We start from the raw sequence: 22,589 nt of genomic DNA, 5'->3' as shown, positions 1-22,589 counted from the left end.
CAGAGGCTTCGTTGCACTCATACTTAGCACCTGATAATTTTAGTACGTCAAAATAACTTCTTGGCCTTTACGTGTATAAAACAACACGATTTTTCTTAAATTCATGAACTTAGTGCTTAAAGTGACGCATGCTAGTGAATACCATTGCAATACCATGTTGATTACAAGCATCAATCGAATCCTGGTCACGCTTAGACCCACCTGGTTGAATGATTGCTGTCACTCCAGCCTGAGCCGCAGTTTCCACAGTATCCGGCATTGGGAAAAAGGCATCAGAAGCCATAACAGCACCTTTTGCTTTTTCACCAGCTTGTTCTAAAGCAATTTTCGCTGCACCGACACGATTCATTTGTCCAGCACCAACGCCAATTGTTTGATCCCCTTTTGCTACAACGATCGCATTGGATTTAACGTGCTTCACTACTTTCCAAGAAAACAATAATTCTTCTAACTCTTGCTCACTTGGTTGTCGATCTGTTGGGCAGGTGAGGTCTTCTTTTGTTACAGATCCTTGATCACGGTCCTGAACGAGTAAACCTCCCACAACACTAACGACTTTTTTAGGATTCGTATTCGTTTCTTCCATTGGAATTTCTAACAATCTAATATTCTTTTTAACTGTTAATAATTCCAACGCCTTTTCAGTAAAGGATGGCGCAATAATAATTTCTAGAAAGATGTCTTTTAATTGATTAGCAGTTTCCTCATCTACTTGTCTATTTAGCGCTACAATCCCACCGAAAATGGATACTGGGTCAGCATCATAAGCTTTTGCATATGCCTGAGAAATCGTTTCTCCGATTCCGACACCACATGGGTTCATATGTTTTACAGCAATTGCTGCTGGTTGTTGATATTCCAACACAATTTCCAAGGCTGCATTGGCATCTTGGATATTATTATAAGATAATTCCTTACCATGAAGCTGCTTTGCATTCGCGATCGATGCACCTTTAACAGTTGGCTCTTTATAAAAGGCTGCTTGCTGGTGAGGGTTTTCCCCATAACGTAGGGATTGTACTTTTTCATATGTAACCGTATAGGTTTCAGGATCTTGTTGTTCGGTGATCTCCGTAAAATAGCCTGCAATCATCGCATCATAATTTGCTGTATGTCTAAATACCTTAGCTGCTAATTGTTTTCGATACGCAACAGATGGCGTTTCACTTTGCAGTTGGGCAAGTACGTCGTCATAATCACTAGGATCGACAACAACCGTTACATCACGGAAATTCTTCGATGCAGCACGAAGCATCGTTGGTCCTCCGATATCAATGTTTTCGATTGCATCTTCCTCGGTAACTCCTTGCTTTTCAATCGTTTCCTTAAATGGATAAAGATTAACAACAACAACATCAATTGGAGAAATATCCCGATCTAGTAATTGCTGCTGATGGGACTCATCGTCACGTCTCGCTAGTAACCCCGCATGGATGAAAGGATGTAAGGTTTTGACACGGCCATCCAAAATTTCTTCAAAATTTGTTACAGCTGAAACTGGAAGTGCTGGCAGTCCTGCTTCTTGTAATTTTTTTAAGGTGCCACCGGTAGAGATCAGTTCATACCCTAGTTTGTCTAATCCTTGGGCGAATTCTACTAGATTTGTTTTGTCTGATACGCTAAGTAGTGCTCTTTTCTTCATGTTTGGTTCCCCTTTCTCGTCTCTTATCCCCTAAATTCAATATAGTTTGGATCGTTGCTGGATAAAGTTTATGTTCGATTGCTTGGATTCGTTGTTGCAAGGAATCACGGCTTTCCCCTTCTTCTACATATAAGGCTTCCTGTTCAATAATTTTACCAGTATCCATTCCTTCATCCACATAATGAATCGTAACACCTGTTACTTTCACACCCGCTTCAAAGGCTTGACCAATCGCATCTTTACCAGGGAAGGCAGGTAGTAAAGATGGGTGAATATTAATGATATTAGAAGGATAGGCATGTAATAATGTCAGACCGATCAAACGCATATAACCAGCCAATACCAACCATTCCACCTCTACTTTTTTTAATTCTGTTACGATTTCTTGTTCAAAATCTGCTTTCGATGGATAGTTTTTTGGATCAAATACAAAAGTTGTTACTCCATAAGTCCGGGCTTTTTCGATTACTTTAGCGCCTGGTCGGTCGCAGATAAGTAAAGCAACCTCACAATCTAACCGATCCGCTTCCACAGCTTTCATTATAGCATCAAAGTTGCTTCCCGTTCCTGAAGCAAACACCGCTATTCGTCTGCTCATACTAAATCCACTCCATTACCTTCCACGACTTCACCAATGACAGATGCTTGTTCGTCGATATCGCCAAGCAGTTGCAATGCCATATCCACTTCATGTGGCGAAACAATTATCGCCATGCCAACCCCCATGTTGAACACGCCACACATGTCCGCAAATGATAGATCAGCATGTTTTTGTAAAAAGGAGAATATCGCAGGAACATTCCAGCTACCTGTATCAATCCTTGCACCGTATCCTGCTGGTAAAGCACGCGGAATATTTTCATAGAACCCACCACCGGTAATATGGCTAATTCCTTTAATCGTTAAGTCCTGTTTGAGTTGCTGAATGGCTTTGGCATAAATGCGTGTCGGTGTTAGCAACACTTGGCCAAGTGATTGATCCAAGGATTCATAGTCCGCGGTTAAACCTAATTGCTCCTCATCGATAATTTTTCGCACGAGCGAAAAGCCGTTGGAATGGACGCCACTTGATGCTAGTCCGATAATTTTATCACCTGGCTCAATGGTTGAACCAGTAATTAGTTGTTCTTTATCGGCAATCCCAACGACAAAGCCCGCTAAATCATATTCACCTGCTTGATACATCCCAGGCATTTCTGCTGTTTCTCCCCCAATTAACGCACTGCCACTTTCTGCACAACCATTCGCAATTCCTTTTACAATCTGTTCGATTTTTTCTGGTTGGTTATTCCCACATGCGATGTAATCTAGAAAAAATAATGGATCTGCACCTTGAGCTATAATGTCATTCACACACATTGCAACTAAATCAATTCCAACCGTATCATGTTGATCCATTTCAAAAGCCAGCTTAAGCTTTGTCCCAACTCCATCGGTGCCAGAAACTAAAACTGGTTGTTGATAAGAAGTAAACGACGTCAATTCAAATAATCCACCAAAAGCACCTAAACCTCCTAATACTTCAGGACGATTCGTTTTTTGGATATGTTTTTTCATTAAATCGACTGCCTTGTAACCTGCTTCTACATCGACACCTGCTTGCTTATACATTTCACTCATGTGACCGCCCCTTTATTAACCTTTATATACTGGCAACAACGTTTCAGGATAGATTTCGGTCGGATAATTCCCGGTAAAGCAAGCATTACAAATACCGTGCTCCACGGAATCTTTATCTTGCACAATTGATTTCTCCAAACCATCCGTTGTTAAATACTCTAGACTATCTGCGCCAATCAGTTCTCTAATTTCTTCAATCGAATTCGTAGTAGAAGCGATAAGTTCCCCTTTATTGGACGTATCAATTCCATAATAACAAGGGTTATGAATTGGTGGAGAAGCAATCCGAACATGGACTTCAGTTGCTCCAGCTTCTTTTAAAAGCCGTACAATCCGTTTCGATGTCGTTCCACGTACAATCGAATCATCTACCATGACGACCCGTTTGCCAGCCACAATACCGCGGACAGCCGATAACTTCATTTTAACCCCTTGTTCCCTTAGTTCTTGGGATGGCTGAATAAACGTACGACCAACATAGCGGTTTTTAATTAAGCCTAATTCATATGGAATACCCGTTGCTTCCGAAAAACCTATCGCCGCCGATATACTTGAATCTGGCACGCCTGTAACGACGTCAGCTTCCACTGGTGATTCAGCCGCTAATTGCTTCCCCATCGTTTTTCGTGATGCGTGAACATTGATACCATTTAAATCACTATCAGGTCTTGAGAAGTAAACATACTCCATCGAACACAAGGTTCGTTTTAGTGGGGAAGCAAACCGTTTGGTTGTCATGCCATTATCATCAATCGTTAGCAGTTCACCAGGATGTACTTCTCGAATATAGGTAGCACCGATTATATCTAACGCACAAGTTTCCGAGGAAACCACATATGCGCCACCTAGCATGCCAATTGAAAGTGGTCTAAGTCCACGTGGATCTAAGGCAACAAACAACTGATTTTCTGTTAATATTGAAAATGCATAAGCACCCTTGATCATTCCTAATGCATTTGCGATCGCATCTTCCATCGGCAAGTGGCCACTACGCTTTATCAAATGAGCTAACACTTCCGTATCCGAAGAAGTTTGTAAAATACTCCCTTGTGCTTCTAGTTGATTTTTCAACGCATGCGCATTCACCAAGTTTCCGTTATGCGCTAATGCCATACTATCTTTTTGCGAACGAAATACTAAGGGCTGGACATTTTCATAGCCGCCACCACCCTGTGTGGCATAACGAACATGTCCAAGTGCTGCAGTCCCTGCTAAACGACTAAACCCTTCCTGTTTAAAAACATCATTAATTAAGCCGTTTCCTTTGTGCAAATGCAACGTATCCCCATCACTCGTGACAATCCCTGCACCTTCTTGACCGCGATGTTGCAGGGCGTGCAATCCATAATAAGTCAGTTCTGCTGCATTTTCATGACCCCAGATAGCGAACACACCACATTCTTCATTTAGCCCTTTGATTTCAGCATGCATGGTATAGCTCCTTTCCATAATGCTTTTAGGTTTTCAACAGATTCACTGATTGCTAGCTTCCCTTTTGAAATCACTTGGAGTTTGGCATTATTTGTTACGTCACCAAGATACGTCGCATCCTCCACGACACGTTCAAATGCTTGTTTGTTTTCTTGTTTGACCGATACTAAAAAGCGAGATTGTGTTTCACTAAATAAAGCAGTTGTTAAGTCGCCATCAAGTGTTACTTCACAGCCTAATGTTTGATCAAATAGACTTTCCGCTAATGCTACAGCTAATCCACCTTCTGCAATATCATGCGCTGATTCCACTAGTCCTGTTTGGATCGCCTCTAACAATTGACGTTGGCGCAGGGTTTCTACGTCAAGATCAATCTTAGGTGCTTTTCCAAAATAGTTAGTTTCCAACACATTTTGTAACTCTGAACCAGCAAACTCTTGTTCAGCATCCCCAATGACATAAACCGCGTCACCTTCTTGTTGGAAAAAGGATGGGGTAATATGCTCTAACGATTCGATTAAGCCAACCATCCCTACTACCGGTGTCGGGAATATCGCTTGCCCGTTTGTTTCATTGTAAAGCGACACATTACCACTAATCACCGGTGTATTTAGTTTCAAGCTTGCTTCACTCATACCATCGACACTTTTTTCCATTTGCCAAAAGTTTTCTGGCTTGTCAGGATTACCAAAATTCAACCCATCCGTTAGTGCCATTGGCTTTCCGCCTGCACAAACAATATTTCGGGCTGCTTCTGCAACAGCAATCTTCCCACCCGTTTCTGGTTCTAAGTAAATATAGCGAGAATTACAATCCGTCGTCATCGCAATTGCTTTATCCATTCCTCTTACTCGCAAGACTGCAGCATCAGAACCTGGAGCAAGTACTGTGTTTGTCTGCACCATCGAATCATATTGATCGTATACCCATTCTTTGCTTGCAATCGTTGGCTGTTGTAATAACGTTTTTAACGTTTCCCCATGATCCTGTACTTCTGGAATGTAGGTGTCCATTTGTTCAAATCCTGTTATATAGGCAGGTTTCTTCGAAGACTTATGGAAAATTGGTGCATCTTCTGCTAGTGAATCGACAGGGATATCTGCTGCAACTTCTCCCTTGTGCAACAATCTGAACTGCTTATCCTCTGTGACATGACCGACAGCAACCGCCTCTAATCCGTATTTTGTGAACACATCAATAATTTCTTGTTCTTGACCTTTTTTCACAACTAAAAGCATACGTTCTTGTGATTCGGACAGCATCATTTCATAAGGTGTCATGTCTTGTTCCCGTTGTGGGATTAAATCTAAATTCATTTCCATACCAGTTCCGGCTTTACTTGCCATTTCACTGGCTGATGACGTAAGACCAGCAGCCCCCATATCTTGAATCCCAACTAAGGCATCGGAATGAATCACTTCTAAACAAGCTTCGATTAACAATTTTTCCATAAATGGATCGCCAACTTGAACAGATGACCGCTTACTTTCTGATTCTTCCGACAAATCTTCCGATGCGAAGGTTGCCCCATGAATCCCATCTCTACCTGTTGCTGCACCAGCATAAATCACGGTATTACCGACACCAGCTGCAATTCCTTTTTGGATATCTTTTTGATCAATCAAGCCGACACACATCGCATTGACGAGTGGATTGCCATCATAGCAATTGTCAAACTGCACTTCCCCACCAACTGTTGGTACCCCAACACAGTTGCCATAGCCAGCAATACCATTCACTACTTCTTCAAATAGGTATTTGACACGATTGGACGACAAATTACCAAAACGAAGTGAATTTAATAGTGCAATTGGTCTTGCCCCCATCGAAAAGACATCGCGAATAATACCTCCTACACCTGTCGCCGCACCTTGGTAGGGTTCCACCGCTGACGGGTGATTGTGACTTTCAATTTTAAATACAACTGCTTTTCCTTCGCCAATATCGATGACACCTGCCCCTTCCCCTGGTCCCTGCACGACATGGGAAGCTTCTGTAGGGAATTTTTTCAATAATGGCTTGGAGGTTTTATAGCTACAATGCTCAGACCACATGACTGAAAAAATACCTGTCTCCGTAAAGTTTGGTTTTCGCTTCATGATCTGCTGAATCAACTGATATTCTTCATCTGTTAAACCCATTTCACGATATAATTTCTCTTGCTCGACTACTTCCGGGGTCATTTCAGGCGCTTGTAACATGTGATTCCCTCCAATTATGCAAGATTGATTGAAATAGTTTTAGGCCATCAGCACTTCCTAATAGTTCTTCCACCGCGCGTTCTGGATGCGGCATCATCCCAAGCACATTTCCTTGTTCATTAATAATTCCTGCAATATCCGCAACAGAACCATTCGGGTTTTCCCCATAGGTGAACACAATTTGCCCGTTGGCTTCTAACTGTTGTTGTGTAGCTGGATCACAATAATAATTCCCTTCGCCATGCGCAATTGGTAATGAAATACGTTCGTGTTTCTGATAGCTAGTTGTAAAGATTGTTTCGTTATTTTGGACAACTAATTCTTCAAAGTGACACATAAATTTTAATCGCTTATTTCGCAACATCGCTCCTGGTAGTAATCCCGATTCCAGCAAAACTTGAAATCCATTACAAACACCAAGGATTGGCTTTCCAAGTGCCGCTTGCTGTTTAATTTCCGTTACAATGGAAGAAGTGGAAGCAATCGCTCCTGAACGTAAATAATCCCCATACGAAAACCCACCTGGAAGTAAAATAGCATCATAGTCTGCTAGATTCTCATCAGATTGATACCAAACCAATTCCGCTTCTTCTCCTAAAGCATCTTTGGCAGCATGGTACATGTCGCGATCACAATTCGAACCCGGAAAAACAATGACAGCAAACCTCACTGGATGACCTCCTCTACAACCTTGTACTCATAATCTTCAATAACTGGATTCGCAAGTAATTTTTCACATATTTCTGACACTTGTTTGTCTACATCGACACCATCTTCCACTTCTAGCTCCATAAATTTCCCAACTCGTACACCTTTCACTTCCTGATACCCTAGTGTATTTAGTGAGTCCTGTACTGCTTTTCCTTGTGGATCCAGAACCCCTTCTTTTAATGTGATATGAATGTTTACTTTTTTCATTTTGCCGCCTCCAGTCGTTTAAGTATGTTATCGTACACTTGCAATAGATCACCAGTGCCCTCACGGAAGACATCTTTATCCATTTTCTCACCAGTTGTGATATCCCAAAGTCTGCATGTATCAGGTGACACTTCATCAGACAGTACAATCGCACCATCCACATTTCGACCAAACTCTAATTTAAAATCAGCAATTGCGAGACCCACTTCTTTAAAAAATGTCTGCAAGTGTTGGTTAACCGCTAGAGCATCTTTTTTCACTTGTTGCAATTCTTGTTCCGTTATATCCGTTAACCTTAATGCATGATCATCATTAATCAATGGATCGCCAAGTTCATCGTTTTTGTAAAACAACTCGACTAACGGCGGATTAAATGGTGTTTTCTCTTCGAAGTCTAACCGTCTCGTAATACTACCAGCAGCGATATTACGAACAACCACTTCCAATGGTATAATGGTTGTTCGTTGCACAAGCTGTTCTGTGTCATTCAAGCATCGCTCAAAATGACTCGTTACCCCTTTGCCATGTAAATACTCAAATACTTTGGAAGATATTAAGTTATTGTACCTTCCCTTGCCTTGGAAACTAGCTTTTTTCTCTCCATTAAATGCTGTTGCATCATTTTTATAGGAAAGAATCAGATGTGTATCATTATTTTCAACCTTAAATACTTTCTTGGCTTTGCCTTCGTATAATAAATCGCCCTTCATCTTAACCCCATCCCCTCGGATTTTATTTAGAACTTAGGCTTATTTTTCGCTATTTTAACGATCACATTTGAGAAAAACTCCGACATAACATTTATTATGCTATGAGACTATCTGTACTAAGGAATAATTCAGCGCTTTTGGCTCTTTTTCAGAGAAATAGCGGAACCTCGATCCCCTTCACCTTTGGATGCGGTCCCTCATTCAGCTATTCCGCAAAAACACCCCTTTTTAAGGCATTAAGCGGATCCTCATTCCGCTATTTGCCTTTTTCCTAGCGACTTTAGCCTCTTTTCACACTAATAACGGAATCACGAACCGGATTGCTCTGTTTTTAGACTCTTTTTCGAGAAGTAGCGGAACCTCGATCCTCTTTCCCTTTCGATTCGGTATCTCATTCCGTTATTTCGCCTTTATTACGTCAAAGTTTCTATCTAACATTTCAAAATCTATGTTTGAGAACAAGCCTCAACTAAGCTCACTTATAATCCTATTTTGTCAAATATACGATCAACATTTTTCAAATGGTACGTGTAATCAAAGCATGCTTCGATTTCTTCTGCTGTCAATGTTTCGGTAATTTTCGATTCGGATTCGATTAATTCTTTAAACGGAATGCCATTTTCCCATGCTTTCATTGCATTTGGTTGAACAATATCGTACGCTTCTTCTCTGCTCATTCCTTTATCAATCAAAGAAAGCAATACACGTTGAGAGAAAATAACGCCGTATGTCTTGCCAATGTTAGCTTTCATATTTTCAGGGAATACGGTTAGATTCTTCACAATGTTGGAAAAGCGATTTAACATATAGTTCAGAGCAATCGTTGAGTCCGGTAAAATGATACGTTCCGCTGAAGAATGAGAAATATCACGTTCATGCCATAGGGAAACATTCTCATAAGCTGTCACCATATGCCCACGAATAACACGTGCCATCCCTGTCATATTTTCTGAGCCAATCGGATTACGTTTATGTGGCATTGCAGACGATCCTTTTTGTCCTTTAGCGAAAAACTCCTCTACTTCTCTTGTTTCCGTTTTTTGTAAACCACGGATTTCTGTCGCAAATTTTTCAATCGATGACGCAATTAAAGCAAGCGCTGAAACATATTGCGCATGACGATCACGTTGTAATGTTTGTGTGGAAACAGGCGCAGGGCTTAAACCGAGTTTTTCACAGACATATTCCTCTACATATGGATCAATATTGGCATACGTTCCAACCGCTCCAGAAAGTTTACCTGTTTCAATCGTTTTTGCTGCCGCATTGAAACGTTCTAGATTACGTTTCATTTCTTCATACCAGAGCGCCATTTTTAACCCAAATGTTGTTGGCTCCGCATGAACACCATGGGTTCTTCCCATCATGACTGTATGTTTATGTTCCTGTGCTTTCGTTGCTAAAATTTCGATAAAACGTTCTACATCTTGTCGGATAATATCATTCGCTTGTTTTAATAGATAAGAAAGTGCCGTATCAACTACATCAGTAGAAGTAAGCCCGTAATGCACCCATTTCTTTTCATCACCAAGTGTCTCAGATACCGCTCTAGTAAATGCGACCACATCATGTCTTGTTTCCTGTTCGATTTCTAAAATACGATTCACATCAAATGAAGCATTTTCTCTTAGTTTTTGAACGTCTTCTTTTGGGATAATGCCTAGTTCACTCCATGCTTCACATGCCAAAATTTCAACCTCTAGCCAGGCATTATATTTGTTTTCTTCCGTCCAAATCGCTCCCATTTCTTCTCGTGTGTAACGACCTATCATAACGATTTCCTCCTAGACTTAACTTGTTATGTGCTGTTTTGTTTGCTGAGTAACTAACTGTTGAAGCTGCTGAATTTGTGTTCCAACAAATGTAAGGTGCCCCATCTTTCTTTTTGGCTTTACTTCCCCTTTACCATAGACATGAACATGTGCAGACGATACGACATCCAGATTGTTTGTATAATAGTCGACATCATCCCCTAACAAATTGAGCATGATTGCTGCACCGTGAAAATATACAGGTAATAACGGAAGCCCGCAAACCGCTCGTATGTGCTGTTCAAACTGGGAGACATTGCAAGCCTCAATCGTGTAGTGGCCTGAATTATGTGGCCGCGGTGCCATTTCATTTAAATAAATTTCCTCACGTTGGACAAACATTTCGATTGCGAAAGTCCCGACCACATTTATACCCTCGGCAACTGTTCGCGCTGCAGCTATCGCTTTTTGCTTGACTGTTTCACTTATTTGAGCAGGTGCGATTGTTTGATGTAACACATGGTCTTTATGCTCATTTTCAGCAACCGGAAAAAGAGAAATCTCACCATTTTGGGATCGGGTAAAGATAACTGATATTTCTTTCTCAAATGGCACCCACTTCTCTACAATACAACGTTTGTTTTTCATTACAAACTCACTTGCACCTTCTATGTCTGTTTCATTTTCTATTTTAAACTGACCTTTCCCGTCATATCCACCTCGACAGGTTTTGACAACTACCGGTAATTCGATTTTTTGTTGGATTGCTTGCTGTAATTCTTCCTGATTATGAACAATCGCAAATGGGGAAATAGGCAGCTCGTTCTCCGCCATCATTCGTTTTTCCTGTTCACGATCTTGGGTAATCCGAAGTAAGTCTGCCCCTTGTGGTAACATGCCTTTCGTTTCTAACAAGCGCGCTGCTTCGAGATCAACATTTTCAAACTCATAGGTAATGACATCACTTGTATCTGCAAGTTGTCCGACCGCCTCTAGGTCATCATAGGCCGCTACAATTTGTTCGTCTGCAACCTGTGCTGTTGGGCAGTTTGGTGTAGGGTCTAATACCGCAATGCGATAACCTAAATGTTTAGCGGCTGTTGCCATCATTCGTCCCAACTGTCCGCCACCAATAATCCCTATTGTGCTTCCAGGTAACACCTTATTTTGTGGCAAGTTGATCCCTCATTTCTGTCACTTTTTCTTTCATTTGATTCTGGTAATCCACTAATCTATTCGACACATTTTCGTCAAATGAACCTAAGATTTGCGCAGCTAAGATCCCCGCATTTTTAGCACCTGCACGACCAATCGCTACTGTAGCAACCGGAACTCCTCCCGGCATTTGCACAATCGATAATAACGAATCTAAACCGTCTAGACTTTTGGATTGAACAGGGACACCAATAACAGGAAGTGTTGTTTTCGCTGCAACCATGCCAGGTAAATGCGCCGCTCCTCCTGCTCCAGCAATAATAACTTTTAACCCTTTGTCTTTCGCCTCTTCTGCGAATCGAAACATATCATCTGGTGTTCTGTGCGCAGATATAATTTGCTTTTCATAAGGGATGTCTAATTGTTGCAACACATCACACGTATGCTCCATTGTATCCCAATCCGAAATACTCCCCATAATGACACCGACACCTGCCATAGAGAATCCCTCTTTTCCATTTAATAGATTCAAACAACTTTTAAATATAAAAAAATACCTATTCCCTTCCCCATAAAATGAGAGAAGATGAATAGGCAGTTAACAATCTATGCATATCAAACATCATTGTTTTACATGACACAATGATCCATCCCCCCTCATAGTCCATCCATTTACGGTAGATGGGTAGAGACTTACGGGCCGTATTCCCGAGATTATATGAGGTATGCTTTAAAGCATTATACGATTTTCAATATTATTGTCAGATTTTTTTACTAACTTATTTCAAACTAATCATAACAATTTTTCACAGATATCGCAACAAAAAATCGAACATTTTTAATAATGTCCGATTTATTGTTCGCCTTTTTTCAAAACTGCGTCAAATATAATCTTTCTTCCATGGGGTTGATAGGAAACTTCCCCGTTTTGTTCCACTTCTTGAAATATTGGTTGTTCTGTTCTTCGAATTGGTGTATACCCTTGTGATTTTATCCGATCTAAACATTGATCAATTGATTCCCCATCTTGTAGTTCAAATCGCTTCTTATTCTTTTGCTTGTTGTTCTGTTGTTGTTTGTGTTGCTTTTTTCTTTTCATTTTTAAACAAACGCCCTTTCCTTACCTGTTTTACCCAGAAGCCTCCACGAATTTGTTTTGGTTCATAAGCGATAATAAATGCTTTAGGATCAATTTCCTTTATCGTTTCATATAATTTCAATTCATATTTTCTTGGTGTCAGTATTTGCATCGCCAGCCGGTCACCTTCCATCCCGTAAGCATACCAACTTGTCACACCATATCCTTTATCTCGCAATTTTCTAGTAAATTCAATACCTGGATCACTTGAAATAACATTGACTGTAATATAACCTAATGCTAATTTTTCTTCTATCTTAGAACCAACCACAACACCAATCCCATAACCTACAGCATAGGCAATTAAGTTCTCAATCCGATCTAAATTGTCTAGAACTAACCCTAGCCCGACGGTATAAATTGTAATTTCAAACATACTAATTCCGGCCGCAACATACCTTTTACCTTTTAAGGTTAAGATCATACGAATGGTTGAAAGTGATACGTATACGATATTTATCGTAAGAATGATAGCAATCATCGTGAGTGCATTATCTAACAATGGTGTTCCTCCCTAACTTTGCTTTATTTTGACTCTTTGGTCGTTTGGCTGCTCTATTGTGCGCAGTGTTTAAAATATGCATGCATACATTCTCGTAACAGCATTTTTTTGAAAGGCTCTTGGTAGAATTCGTGGTTTTAATATTGCTGAGTCTACCGTTACAGGGACTCTCTCGACAGTTTCAAGCTCATTTTTTTTGCCGGAACTGTCGTGACAAGGGCTCTCTCGACAGTTTCGAGCTCTTTTTTTTGCCGAAACTGTCGTGACAGGGGCTCTCTCGACAGTTTCGAGCTCTTTTTTTTACTGGAACTGTCGTGACAGGGACTCTCTCGACAGTTTCGAGCTCTTTTTTTGCTGTAACTGTCGTGACAGGGGCTCTCTCGACAGTTACGGGCTCTATTTTTTACCGGGACACTGTCGTGACAAGGGCTCTCTCGACAGTTTCGAGCCCTTTTTTTTACTGGAACTGTCGTGACAAGGGCTCTCTCGACAGATATGAGCATTGAATATTGCTGAAACTTCCCCCTATTATTACATCCAACATAAATTAGGTATAAACTCAGTTAAAACAACGTCAGTTTTTATATTTATTGCAACAAAACAATAATCTTCTAAAAAACAACAGCTTTTCATTCATTTTCCCCTCAAAGCACATTTCATAACCATGGATTTCCAACTTAACCCTTATCAAGATACTCACCTATAAAAAAAACATGCATACACTATACCGCACATGTTATTACGTCGCAATTCTAATTTTTTTATTAGGAGGTAATTTAATGGATCCGTTTCGTAACATGGGGGAATGGAAAAAGAATATGGATTCGTTTTTTGGTGAGAATTTTTGGAGTGAATTTGAGGATGTATTAAAACCACCAATGCCTCAAGTTAATTTATATCAATTTGAAAATGAGTTGATTTGCTATGTTAATTTACCAGGTGTAAAGGATTTAGAAAAGATTGATGTGTTTGTTGATTATGCCTCCTTACATTTAAAAGGAATGATTGATCTTAATCATGCTGGTGGGCAAGTGATTAAAGATGAAATATTGCAAGGGGTTTTCGAAAGACAAGTAGATCTTCCATACCCTGTTCGCAATGATAAAATTAATGCTACCTATCAACACGGCTTACTAGTCATTCAGCTACATCGGCTAATAAGTGACAGCAAACACAAAAATAAATTACAGATCCAAAATTTAGAAGATGATGATTAAGTTCTATTTTTTGGACAGAGCGGACATTTGGTACCTTATTTCTTCAATTCAGCGCTATTTACACGGTAGGACGGACATTGCCTTATTTGACCAGATTCATAGTCGATTTGTTCATTTTTTGCGCAAATAAAGGAATAAATGTCCGCAAACGGCGCCTAAACCCTTTTTTCGGAGCAATTAACGAACCAAATGTCCGCTGCCACTCCTTAATCGGATATATATTCCTCTATTGATATTTCGCTTATAAAACGCTCACTGTAAAACAAAAATAGCATACCGCTAAACGGCATGCTATTAACCTTATTCGCTTATAATCTATTAAGCTAAGAAAACAAAATATAAAATAAAGATCACAAACAACAGCCACATAATTGGGTTAATTTCTTTCACTTTTCCTTTTACAACCATTGTGACAGGATAGAATACGAAACCAATTGCGATACCTGTTGCAATACTATACGCAAGCGGCATGCTAATAACAGTCAAGAAAGCTGGTACTGCCACTTCAAATTGATCCCATTCAATATCTTTTAAGGATGAACACATTAACACCCCAACAATGATTAATGCTGGTGCCGTAACAGATGATGTAACCATCCCCAATAACGGTGAAAAAATAAGCGCAAGCAAGAATAAAGCAGCTGTTACGATCGATGCAAAACCAGTTCGACCACCAGCACTTACACCTGTCGTAGACTCTACAAAAGATGTCGTCGTTGAAGTACCTAATCCCGCACCAACAACAGTTGCAGCCGAGTCTGAGAATAAAGCTCTTCCTGCACGTGGAAGCTTATTATCTTTCATTAATCCTGCTTTTGAAGCTACCGCAACTAATGTACCTGCAGTATCAAAGAAATCGACGAATAAGAAGGTTAGAATAACTACTAACATTTGAATCGTAAAAATATCACCCATGTGTAGGAATGCTTGCCCAAATGTAGGTGCCAAGCTTGGTACAGGACCTACAATATCACCCAAACCAGTAGGTGGATCAATTTGACCGACGACCATTCCAGCAATTGCTGTTATAATCATCCCGTAGAATACGCCACCTTTTACATTCGCAGCAAGAAGAATAACCGTAACAAAAACACCAAAAACAGCTAGTAATGTTGGACCAGCAGTTAAATCTCCCAAAGCAAGTAAGGTTGCATCATCCCCAACAATAATTCCAGCGTTTTGAAATCCTATGAATGCAATAAACAAACCAATACCAGCACCAACGGCTAGTTTAAGATTTACCGGAATGGCGTTAATGACTTTTTCACGCAACCCTGTAACAGTTAAAAAAATAAAGATAATTCCAGATACTAGTACCCCTGCTAACGCTGTTTCCCAAGGAATTTCCCAAGCGATACCAACTGTGAAAGCAAAGAAAGCATTTAATCCCATACCAGGAGCGAGTGCAATCGGGTATTTGGCAAAAACACCCATAATGAGTGTACCAAGTGCGGCTGCAAGTGCAGTTGCAGTAAACACAGCCCCTTGATCCATCCCTGCTGCAGACAACATGTCTGGATTTACGAATAAAATATAAGCCATTGCAAGAAACGTTGTTAAACCTGCCATTGATTCTTGACGATAATTTGTTCCCAACTCCTCAAACTGAAAATACTTCTTCATAAGACTCTCCCCTTCTTTCCGTCGATTGATCGATCACATAAAAAAAGCACTCCTGGACAAGTCCAAGAGTGCTACCATGACACACGATAGGGAAATTGCAAGGTTAACATAATGTTAAATATCAATTGCAATTCACCAACGTAGTCAGACCATTTACGGTAGTCCAGTAGAAACTCATGGGCCATATCCCCAAAATTATACGACGGTTTTATTTTTCTATTTATAATGAGTACATCTTTATCATACTAATGACCTTGCAATCAGTCAAGACTAAAAACGAATGTTTTTTGATTTCCATAAACAAAACGTTCGGATTTTATTCCCACTCAATTGTCGCAGGTGGCTTACTTGTCACATCATAGACAACACGATTAATGTGTTCAACTTCATTAACGATCCTCGTTGAAATTTTCTCCAATACATCCCAAGGGATCCTTGCCCAATCTGAAGTCATGCCATCAATCGATGTGACAGCACGTATTCCGATCGTGTAATCATATGTTCTAGCATCTCCCATTACGCCAACACTTCGGAAATCTGGAAGAACGGTAAAGTATTGCCAGATGTCGCGATCTAATCCAGCAAGTTTAATTTCTTCTCTTAAAATTGCATCTGATTCACGTACCATTTCTACTTTCTCTTCGGTAATTTCACCTAATACGCGAATACCTAGGCCAGGTCCAGGGAATGGTTGTCTCCACACAATGTCATCTGGAACGCCTAGCTCTGTTCCTAATGCGCGTACTTCATCCTTGAATAATGTGTTTAATGGCTCTAACAATTCAAATTGCATGTCTTCTGGCAGGCCACCGACATTATGGTGTGACTTAATCGTTTCAGCTGTTTCTGTTCCGCTTTCGACGATGTCTGTATATAATGTTCCTTGTGCTAAGAAGTCCATATCTTTTAACTTGTCTGCTTCATCATCAAACACATAAATAAACTCATTTCCGATTATTTTTCGTTTTTGTTCCGGATCGGAAACACCTTTTAATTTGTTAAGGAACCGATCTTGTGCATCGACTTTGATAATATTCATATGGAACTCATCACGGAACGTTTCCATCACCGTGTCTGCTTCATTTTTTCTCAATAAGCCATGGTCGACAAAGATACATGTTAACTGATCGCCGATTGCTTTATGGATTAAAGCAGCTACTACTGAAGAATCAACACCACCACTTAAAGCACAGAGCACTTTTTTGTCGCCAACTTGCTCACGGATTTTTTCTACTTCCTGGTCAACGAAGTTTTCCATTGTCCAATCGCCTTTACAACCACAAACATCAAACACGAATTGATTTAACAAATGATTACCATATTCTGTATTCCGAACTTCAGGATGGAATTGTACGCCGTAAAATTTGCGGTCATCATCACTAATAGCAGCAACAGGCGTAGAGGAACTGGTAGCATCAACCGTAAATCCTGCTGGTGCTTCCAACACTTTATCCCCGTGACTCATCCAAACTGTTTGCGTACGCGGAGTATCTTTGAATAATATAGGATCATGCTCAAGTGTAATATCCGCTTTTCCGTATTCTCGATCTTTCGCTCTACTTACTTCGCCTCCATAATGCAGTGTCATCAATTGCATTCCATAACAAATTCCTAACACCGGGATGCCAAGATTAAATATTTCCTCATCACAGCGGAAACTATTTTCATCATACACACTATGCGGGCCACCTGATAGGATGATTCCTTTTACATTCATCCCCTTTATTTGTTCGGCAGTTAATCGGTGGGAATGCAACTCACTATATACACCAAATTCTCTAATCCGTCTTGTGATTAACTGATTATACTGACTACCAAAGTCCAACACTAAAATCATTTCGTTATTAACGTCCAATCCACCCAACTCCTTATTTTAATAGCTTCACTATTCTAGAGAACGAAATTTAGAACTATCATTTCATATACAATAAAGAAAATCCACCTTCACAAATATGAAGGTGGAAACAGTATAGAAAAAGATCACACATTCCCACCTTCATAGTCCAGGTATTTACGGTACCATGGTAGAAACGCTCAACCCGTATTATTGAGCATATATGAAGGTTATCACTATTAAGTTGTAGTTCTAAGCATAACTTTCGACAAATCTTGAACATATTTTTAAAATTTATCTCATTCTATCAACCTAGTTCTAATAGGTCAAGACAATACTCGTTTAACTAAATTTTCTAACAACTCTTGCGTCTTATGAGAATCCATCTTTTCATTACCATTCCCATAAAGTAACCGTTCATAATAAGAAGTAAGCTGACTCATGTCCGTTGTTGCTAACTGGCTATCAACATCTTTGGCATAACTACGTAACGTTTGTCCTTGGCCTCTTTTTATCCCTTTATGATCCAGCACTTTCAGCAAATGATGATAGATTGCTTGAAAATTTTGTTCTGTTAAATTGTTTCGGTAACTTCGCATAAGCATCCATGCTCGCCAACGAAGTCTAGTCATATATAAAACAATACTTATTATAGCTAGACTAATTGTCATGATCACCCAAAACCAAGGTATTAAAGTTCGTTGATTTTGTCCTGACACCGCAGCATCATCACGATCTTCCTCTTCAGTCAATGATTGTTCCGTTTGATCTTCTTGCTCTTCCTCTTCCCCACCTTCACGATCAATTTCTTCCTCTGATTGTTCTGGTGCTGAAGTTTCTTGATAAAAATCTACAGGACTCGAAAAACCTTGAGTCGGTTCAAATGGAACCCAACCAACTTCTGGAAAATAAACCTCTACCCAGGAATGGGCATTAGCATTCGTCACTTGATAAACATCCAACCCTTCAGGTACGCCCTCTGGTTGTTGCATCAGTTGTTCGCCTGAAGTGAAGCCTTTTGCCCATCGAGCAGGAATACCTAATGTACGAAGCATGACAACCATGGAAGTAGAGAAATTATCACAATAACCGACTTTTGTTTCAAACAAAAACTGATCAACATAATCTTGCTCTTCACTCGGTCGCGCCACATTTTCCGTTTGATAACGAAAGCCATTATATCTGAAGTAACTTTCAATCGCTTTGACTTTATCATACCGTGAGTCTTCATCTTCCGTTTCCTGTGCAGCTAGATCGTAGACTCGTTCAGGTAGATCTTCAGGTAATTGTAAATAACGTTCCTCAATCTGATCAGCACCTTGTTCACTGTTTGCCCTTAATTGATCTAGTGAATAGGACGGGTATTGATAATTCACTTGATAACGATCATAAGCGGTAGATGGACTATCATTATCTGCTTTGATCGTACCTGTTTCCTGATCTAGTAGATATTGGACACCAGATTCATCACTGACAATCTCCCCTATTCCATATGGATAGACAAACTTGTCAAAATCGTTCGTATCAGTGAAGTTGACCAGCGCCATTTGCTCCGTTGTTTGCACTGAATCATCAACCATTTGCATATGGATAGTTGAACCATCTTGGGACTGATAATTAAGGTCCGAAGTTCGTTCCCACCCCTTACCGGTATACCTGTCCTTTGATTCTATTCGCCAATAGTGCTCTTCTTGGGCTGCTACTTCAAAAACAACAGTATCATCTTGAACAAACGAACCACCTAGATTGGAATCATCTTCCCCATACCCTACTTTTTGCAACGATCCATTTCTACCAGTACCATCTCCCATGCCAGCATTTTCTGCTGTACTCGTTATAAATGGTACTGGATCTGGCCATTGCGGCTCCAGTTTTGGTGCAAAAACACCTATCATCACAGCAAATAATACAACAGCAGTAAATGGTAAGATCCAAGTAACGAAATGATTACGTTGAAATGTCGTATTTGCATCTCGGTCCATTTCTTTTAGGAGACTAGACATACCTAAAGCAATAACAGAAACGATAAAAGTACGAACAATTGCAGCATTGGCTTGGTACATCGTAAATGTATCCAATAAGGTAAGATAAATCATCGTAAGTAACACAAAGAAGAATACACGCTTTACTACCACAAACCAATAGTATAATAAATAAATCATCAGCCAAATTAACACTAAAAATAATAAACTTCTAAATAAAGAAGTCATTTCCGTCCATTGCTCGTTCCACATGAACTCAATATTCGCACGTACATGGATTGCGATCACATAAAACCACGATGAGCTAAATAAACGCTCTGAAATAAATAAGCCATCAATAATAAGGATAACCCCTGCCAACTTTAAAGGGATCGACCACCACCAACGTAGTCGTAACAAAGAAAGAAAGAAACAAAAAGCAGCAAAAGTGATAAAAACCGAAAGACTTCCTGTATCTGACACTTCTTCTAAAGGCCTGAGCCATTCCCAAAATAAAATAAAACCACAAAAGTAAATAATAGTTTGATAGATTACCGTTTGATAATTTGAAGACGAACGATCCATTACATGTTCACCTCAAATTCTTTTTGGATTAACTGCTCCTCTGTTAGCACATTCACACGAACACCTTGAACTTGTAATTGATACATCAATCGGGTCTGTTGTTCACTTATGGTTGAAGCTGGTTGAATGATATATACTATCACTTGTTTGCTTTTTTGCTTTAGTTGCATAATAGCTTGTTGCATCGACTCATCGAGATAAGTAATCACTAATAGAATCGTCGACCCTTGCTCAATCCGTTTAGCTTGTTGTGATAGTTGTAGCGGGAAAGGGACATCACCGCTCGGCTCCACTTTAGCTAAAAATTTTTTCAATGCGGTCGTTTGCCCAGCACCCTGTTGTCCAGAAAACCAGACCGCTTCCTTCCCTATTGATAAAAAAGATAATGTAGAGGCTTGATGTTTATAAGCTTCAATCAAGGAATGAGAAAGTTCTACAGACGCTTCAAATGCTAGTTTATTTAGCCCTGGATAGGCGACACCATCAACAATTACCAAACTTTCCGAACTTCTCTCCTGTTCAAACTCTTTCGTCATCATCGCACCTTTCCTCGCAGTTGCCTTCCAATCAATCCAAGAAAATCGATCCCCTGGCACATATTCTCGAATACTCGTCACCATATTCGTTTGTTGCTGATCTAGCGTGTTCGAAGGAGCTGTTCCTGTTTGTTTGCTCGTCATGCTTTCGGTGCGGACGACATCACGATAAGCTGGATAAACTAATAAAGAATCCTCCACTTCAAATACATAATCTTTTTTGATGAATCCTAATAAATCAGTCGTTTTAATACGAATAGCATGCAACTCGTGTTCCCCTCTAGGTACATCAGTTAACAAATAGGTACAATGAATTTTTCGTTTAAACCATGGAAAAAACACTTTTTTCACTTTTCTCGTTTCAGATCGTTCTTTGCTTTGATCAAAATGATGATAACTATTTCTATTCGTCCCTTTTTGCTGGAGGGATCCCGGTAAGAAGTCTTCTACCAAACAATAAAAAATTGGAAATGGCATTCGTCGATGGATCTTTATTTCAACGGAAATTTGTTCCCCAACATATGTCGTATCTTGTGTTACATTTCGAACAACATCCCATTTGGAAACTGGATAAAAGACAAACAGCCCCATGTAAACCATGAAAGGTAAAAAACTGTAAAATAAAAACCAGCTCACAAATCCCCCTTGAAACATCGCATAGGAAAACAATAAACCAAAAAGAACAATCAGCTGCAACAGTTTAAAGACTGTTCCTATCGATCGCAGCATTTACTGGAATTCCTTTCTAACTGGAACAGATACTCTCGCTAACAATTCACTAATAATTTGTTCCGGTGTGACCCCTTCAAACTTAGCTTCGGAATTTAGCAGGATACGATGACCTAAAACAAATGGGGCTAAGTACTTCACATCATCAGGAATGACGTAATCACGTTCATCGATTAATGCATAGGCTTTAGCTGCTTTCATTAATGCAATCGATCCTCTTGGGCTTACCCCCAAATAAACGGATGGATGGGTCCTAGTTTCAGAAATCAACTGGATGATATACTGTTGAATACTAGACTCAATAAATACAGTCTTCACTTCGTTTTGCAGTGCAATTAGTTCGTCTTTTGTCATAACTGCTTGTATTTGTTCAATTGGATGTTGATCAGACGTTTTTTGAAGCATCTCTAACTCTTGTTCCTTGGTTGGATAGCCCATTTTCATTTTAAGCAAGAAACGGTCAAGCTGTGCTTCTGGTAATGGATAGGTTCCCTCATACTCAATCGGATTTTGTGTTGCCATTACAAAAAAAGGTTGCTGAAGGTTTATGGTATTTCCATCAACTGTAACGCTCGTTTCTTCCATTGCCTCAAGCAACGAAGATTGGGTCTTTGGAGAGGTTCGATTAATTTCATCTGCTAACACAATATTTCCTAAAATCGGTCCACCCCGAAACTCAAACTCTAGTTCCTTAGGGTTATAGATCGAGACTCCAGTCACATCTGAAGGTAATAAGTCAGGGGTGAATTGGATTCGCTTAAACTCACAGTTTAATGACTTGGCAAGCGATCTAACTAACATCGTCTTCCCAACACCAGGAACGTCTTCTAGTAACACATGGCCTTGCGCCAACAGTGCGACCAAACTTAACGTTGTTTCTTCTTGTTTTCCAACCATAACTTTATTCACATTTTCTAATACATCACGAATCTTGGAGTTGTTCAAATAACTATGCTGCATGTTTAACTTAACCCCTTCCATTTTTAAATGTGTCAGCACACATACATACTATAACTATACTACAGGTAAGGAGCGC

19 protein-coding genes and 3 riboswitches are annotated in these 22,589 nt (G+C 39.9%); of the genes, 1 reads left to right on the top strand and 18 read right to left on the bottom strand.

Features of this window, described 5'->3' with window-relative positions; translation table 11 throughout:
• Positions 1-109 precede the first annotated feature (109 nt).
• The 13 genes from purH to FCI53_RS08500 all read right to left on the bottom strand — a co-directional run bounded on the left by purH (position 110) and on the right by FCI53_RS08500 (position 13,068).
• Positions 110-1,642, bottom strand: coding sequence for a bifunctional phosphoribosylaminoimidazolecarboxamide formyltransferase/IMP cyclohydrolase (purH, locus tag FCI53_RS08560; RefSeq protein WP_138417836.1), 1,533 nt, complete (start codon positions 1,640-1,642; stop codon positions 110-112).
• Entirely contained in the window at positions 1,620-2,240 is a 621-nt protein-coding gene (gene purN / locus FCI53_RS08555; protein WP_138417834.1) for a phosphoribosylglycinamide formyltransferase, read from the bottom strand. The genes purH and purN overlap by 23 nt, the downstream gene beginning before the upstream one ends.
• Entirely contained in the window at positions 2,237-3,262 is a 1,026-nt protein-coding gene (gene purM / locus FCI53_RS08550) for a phosphoribosylformylglycinamidine cyclo-ligase (RefSeq protein WP_138417832.1), read from the bottom strand. Before purM ends, purN begins: the two co-directional genes overlap by 4 nt.
• 15 nt (positions 3,263-3,277) lie before the next feature.
• On the bottom strand, positions 3,278-4,693 hold the full coding sequence (purF, locus tag FCI53_RS08545; protein ID WP_138417830.1) for an amidophosphoribosyltransferase: 1,416 nt from the start codon (positions 4,691-4,693) through the stop codon (positions 3,278-3,280).
• A complete protein-coding gene (purL, locus tag FCI53_RS08540; RefSeq protein ID WP_138417828.1) occupies positions 4,669-6,894 on the bottom strand; it encodes a phosphoribosylformylglycinamidine synthase subunit PurL in 2,226 nt (741 codons plus the stop codon). Before purL ends, purF begins: the two co-directional genes overlap by 25 nt.
• Entirely contained in the window at positions 6,878-7,564 is a 687-nt protein-coding gene (purQ, locus tag FCI53_RS08535; protein WP_138417826.1) for a phosphoribosylformylglycinamidine synthase subunit PurQ, read from the bottom strand. The genes purL and purQ overlap by 17 nt, the downstream gene beginning before the upstream one ends.
• Positions 7,561-7,812 (bottom strand): phosphoribosylformylglycinamidine synthase subunit PurS, encoded by a 252-nt coding sequence (purS, locus tag FCI53_RS08530; protein WP_138417824.1) that lies wholly within the window; start codon positions 7,810-7,812, stop codon positions 7,561-7,563. Before purS ends, purQ begins: the two co-directional genes overlap by 4 nt.
• Complete coding sequence (gene purC, locus FCI53_RS08525; RefSeq protein ID WP_138417822.1) at positions 7,809-8,522, bottom strand: phosphoribosylaminoimidazolesuccinocarboxamide synthase; 714 nt, start codon at positions 8,520-8,522, stop codon at positions 7,809-7,811. Before purC ends, purS begins: the two co-directional genes overlap by 4 nt.
• Positions 8,523-9,001: 479 nt before the next feature.
• A complete protein-coding gene (purB, locus tag FCI53_RS08520; RefSeq protein ID WP_138417820.1) occupies positions 9,002-10,294 on the bottom strand; it encodes an adenylosuccinate lyase in 1,293 nt (430 codons plus the stop codon).
• A gap of 18 nt (positions 10,295-10,312) precedes the next feature.
• On the bottom strand, positions 10,313-11,449 hold the full coding sequence (gene purK, locus FCI53_RS08515; protein WP_138417818.1) for a 5-(carboxyamino)imidazole ribonucleotide synthase: 1,137 nt from the start codon (positions 11,447-11,449) through the stop codon (positions 10,313-10,315).
• Positions 11,436-11,927 carry a 5-(carboxyamino)imidazole ribonucleotide mutase gene (gene purE / locus FCI53_RS08510; RefSeq protein ID WP_138417816.1) on the bottom strand — a complete coding sequence of 164 codons (492 nt, stop codon included), beginning with the start codon at positions 11,925-11,927 and terminating at the stop codon, positions 11,436-11,438. Before purE ends, purK begins: the two co-directional genes overlap by 14 nt.
• Positions 11,928-12,068: 141 nt before the next feature.
• A riboswitch (purine riboswitch) is annotated at positions 12,069-12,170 on the bottom strand.
• 111 nt (positions 12,171-12,281) lie between these two features.
• Positions 12,282-12,527: an NETI motif-containing protein gene (locus FCI53_RS08505; protein WP_138417814.1), complete on the bottom strand. Its 246-nt coding sequence runs from the start codon at positions 12,525-12,527 to the stop codon at positions 12,282-12,284.
• Positions 12,475-13,068 carry a DUF2179 domain-containing protein gene (locus FCI53_RS08500; RefSeq protein WP_138417812.1) on the bottom strand — a complete coding sequence of 198 codons (594 nt, stop codon included), beginning with the start codon at positions 13,066-13,068 and terminating at the stop codon, positions 12,475-12,477. The genes FCI53_RS08505 and FCI53_RS08500 overlap by 53 nt, the downstream gene beginning before the upstream one ends.
• Positions 13,069-13,847: 779 nt before the next feature.
• Here FCI53_RS08500 and FCI53_RS08495 point away from each other — a divergent pair.
• Complete coding sequence (locus FCI53_RS08495; RefSeq protein ID WP_138417810.1) at positions 13,848-14,285, top strand: Hsp20/alpha crystallin family protein; 438 nt, start codon at positions 13,848-13,850, stop codon at positions 14,283-14,285.
• 318 nt (positions 14,286-14,603) lie between these two features.
• Here FCI53_RS08495 and FCI53_RS08490 read toward each other — a convergent pair whose 3' ends face one another.
• The 5 genes from FCI53_RS08490 to FCI53_RS08470 all read right to left on the bottom strand — a co-directional run bounded on the left by FCI53_RS08490 (position 14,604) and on the right by FCI53_RS08470 (position 22,513).
• The gene (locus tag FCI53_RS08490; RefSeq protein ID WP_138417808.1) at positions 14,604-15,908 is read right to left on the bottom strand and encodes an NCS2 family permease; all 1,305 of its coding nucleotides are present in this window, start codon (positions 15,906-15,908) and stop codon (positions 14,604-14,606) included.
• A 121-nt stretch (positions 15,909-16,029) separates the two neighbouring features.
• A riboswitch (purine riboswitch) is annotated at positions 16,030-16,131 on the bottom strand.
• Positions 16,132-16,224: 93 nt separating this feature from the next.
• Positions 16,225-17,745, bottom strand: coding sequence for a glutamine-hydrolyzing GMP synthase (gene guaA / locus FCI53_RS08485; RefSeq protein WP_138418022.1), 1,521 nt, complete (start codon positions 17,743-17,745; stop codon positions 16,225-16,227).
• 142 nt (positions 17,746-17,887) lie between these two features.
• Positions 17,888-17,989: riboswitch (purine riboswitch) on the bottom strand.
• A 79-nt stretch (positions 17,990-18,068) separates the two neighbouring features.
• Complete coding sequence (locus FCI53_RS08480) at positions 18,069-20,288, bottom strand: transglutaminase TgpA family protein (RefSeq protein WP_138417807.1); 2,220 nt, start codon at positions 20,286-20,288, stop codon at positions 18,069-18,071.
• The gene (locus FCI53_RS08475; RefSeq protein WP_138417805.1) at positions 20,288-21,553 is read right to left on the bottom strand and encodes a DUF58 domain-containing protein; all 1,266 of its coding nucleotides are present in this window, start codon (positions 21,551-21,553) and stop codon (positions 20,288-20,290) included. The genes FCI53_RS08480 and FCI53_RS08475 overlap by 1 nt, the downstream gene beginning before the upstream one ends.
• Positions 21,554-22,513 carry an AAA family ATPase gene (locus tag FCI53_RS08470; protein WP_138417803.1) on the bottom strand — a complete coding sequence of 320 codons (960 nt, stop codon included), beginning with the start codon at positions 22,511-22,513 and terminating at the stop codon, positions 21,554-21,556.
• Positions 22,514-22,589 lie beyond the last annotated feature (76 nt).

This window comes from Aquibacillus sediminis (genome assembly GCF_005870085.1).
GTDB lineage: Bacteria > Bacillota > Bacilli > Bacillales > Amphibacillaceae > Aquibacillus_E > Aquibacillus_E sediminis.
This window is presented reverse-complemented; position numbering and strand designations above follow the sequence as displayed.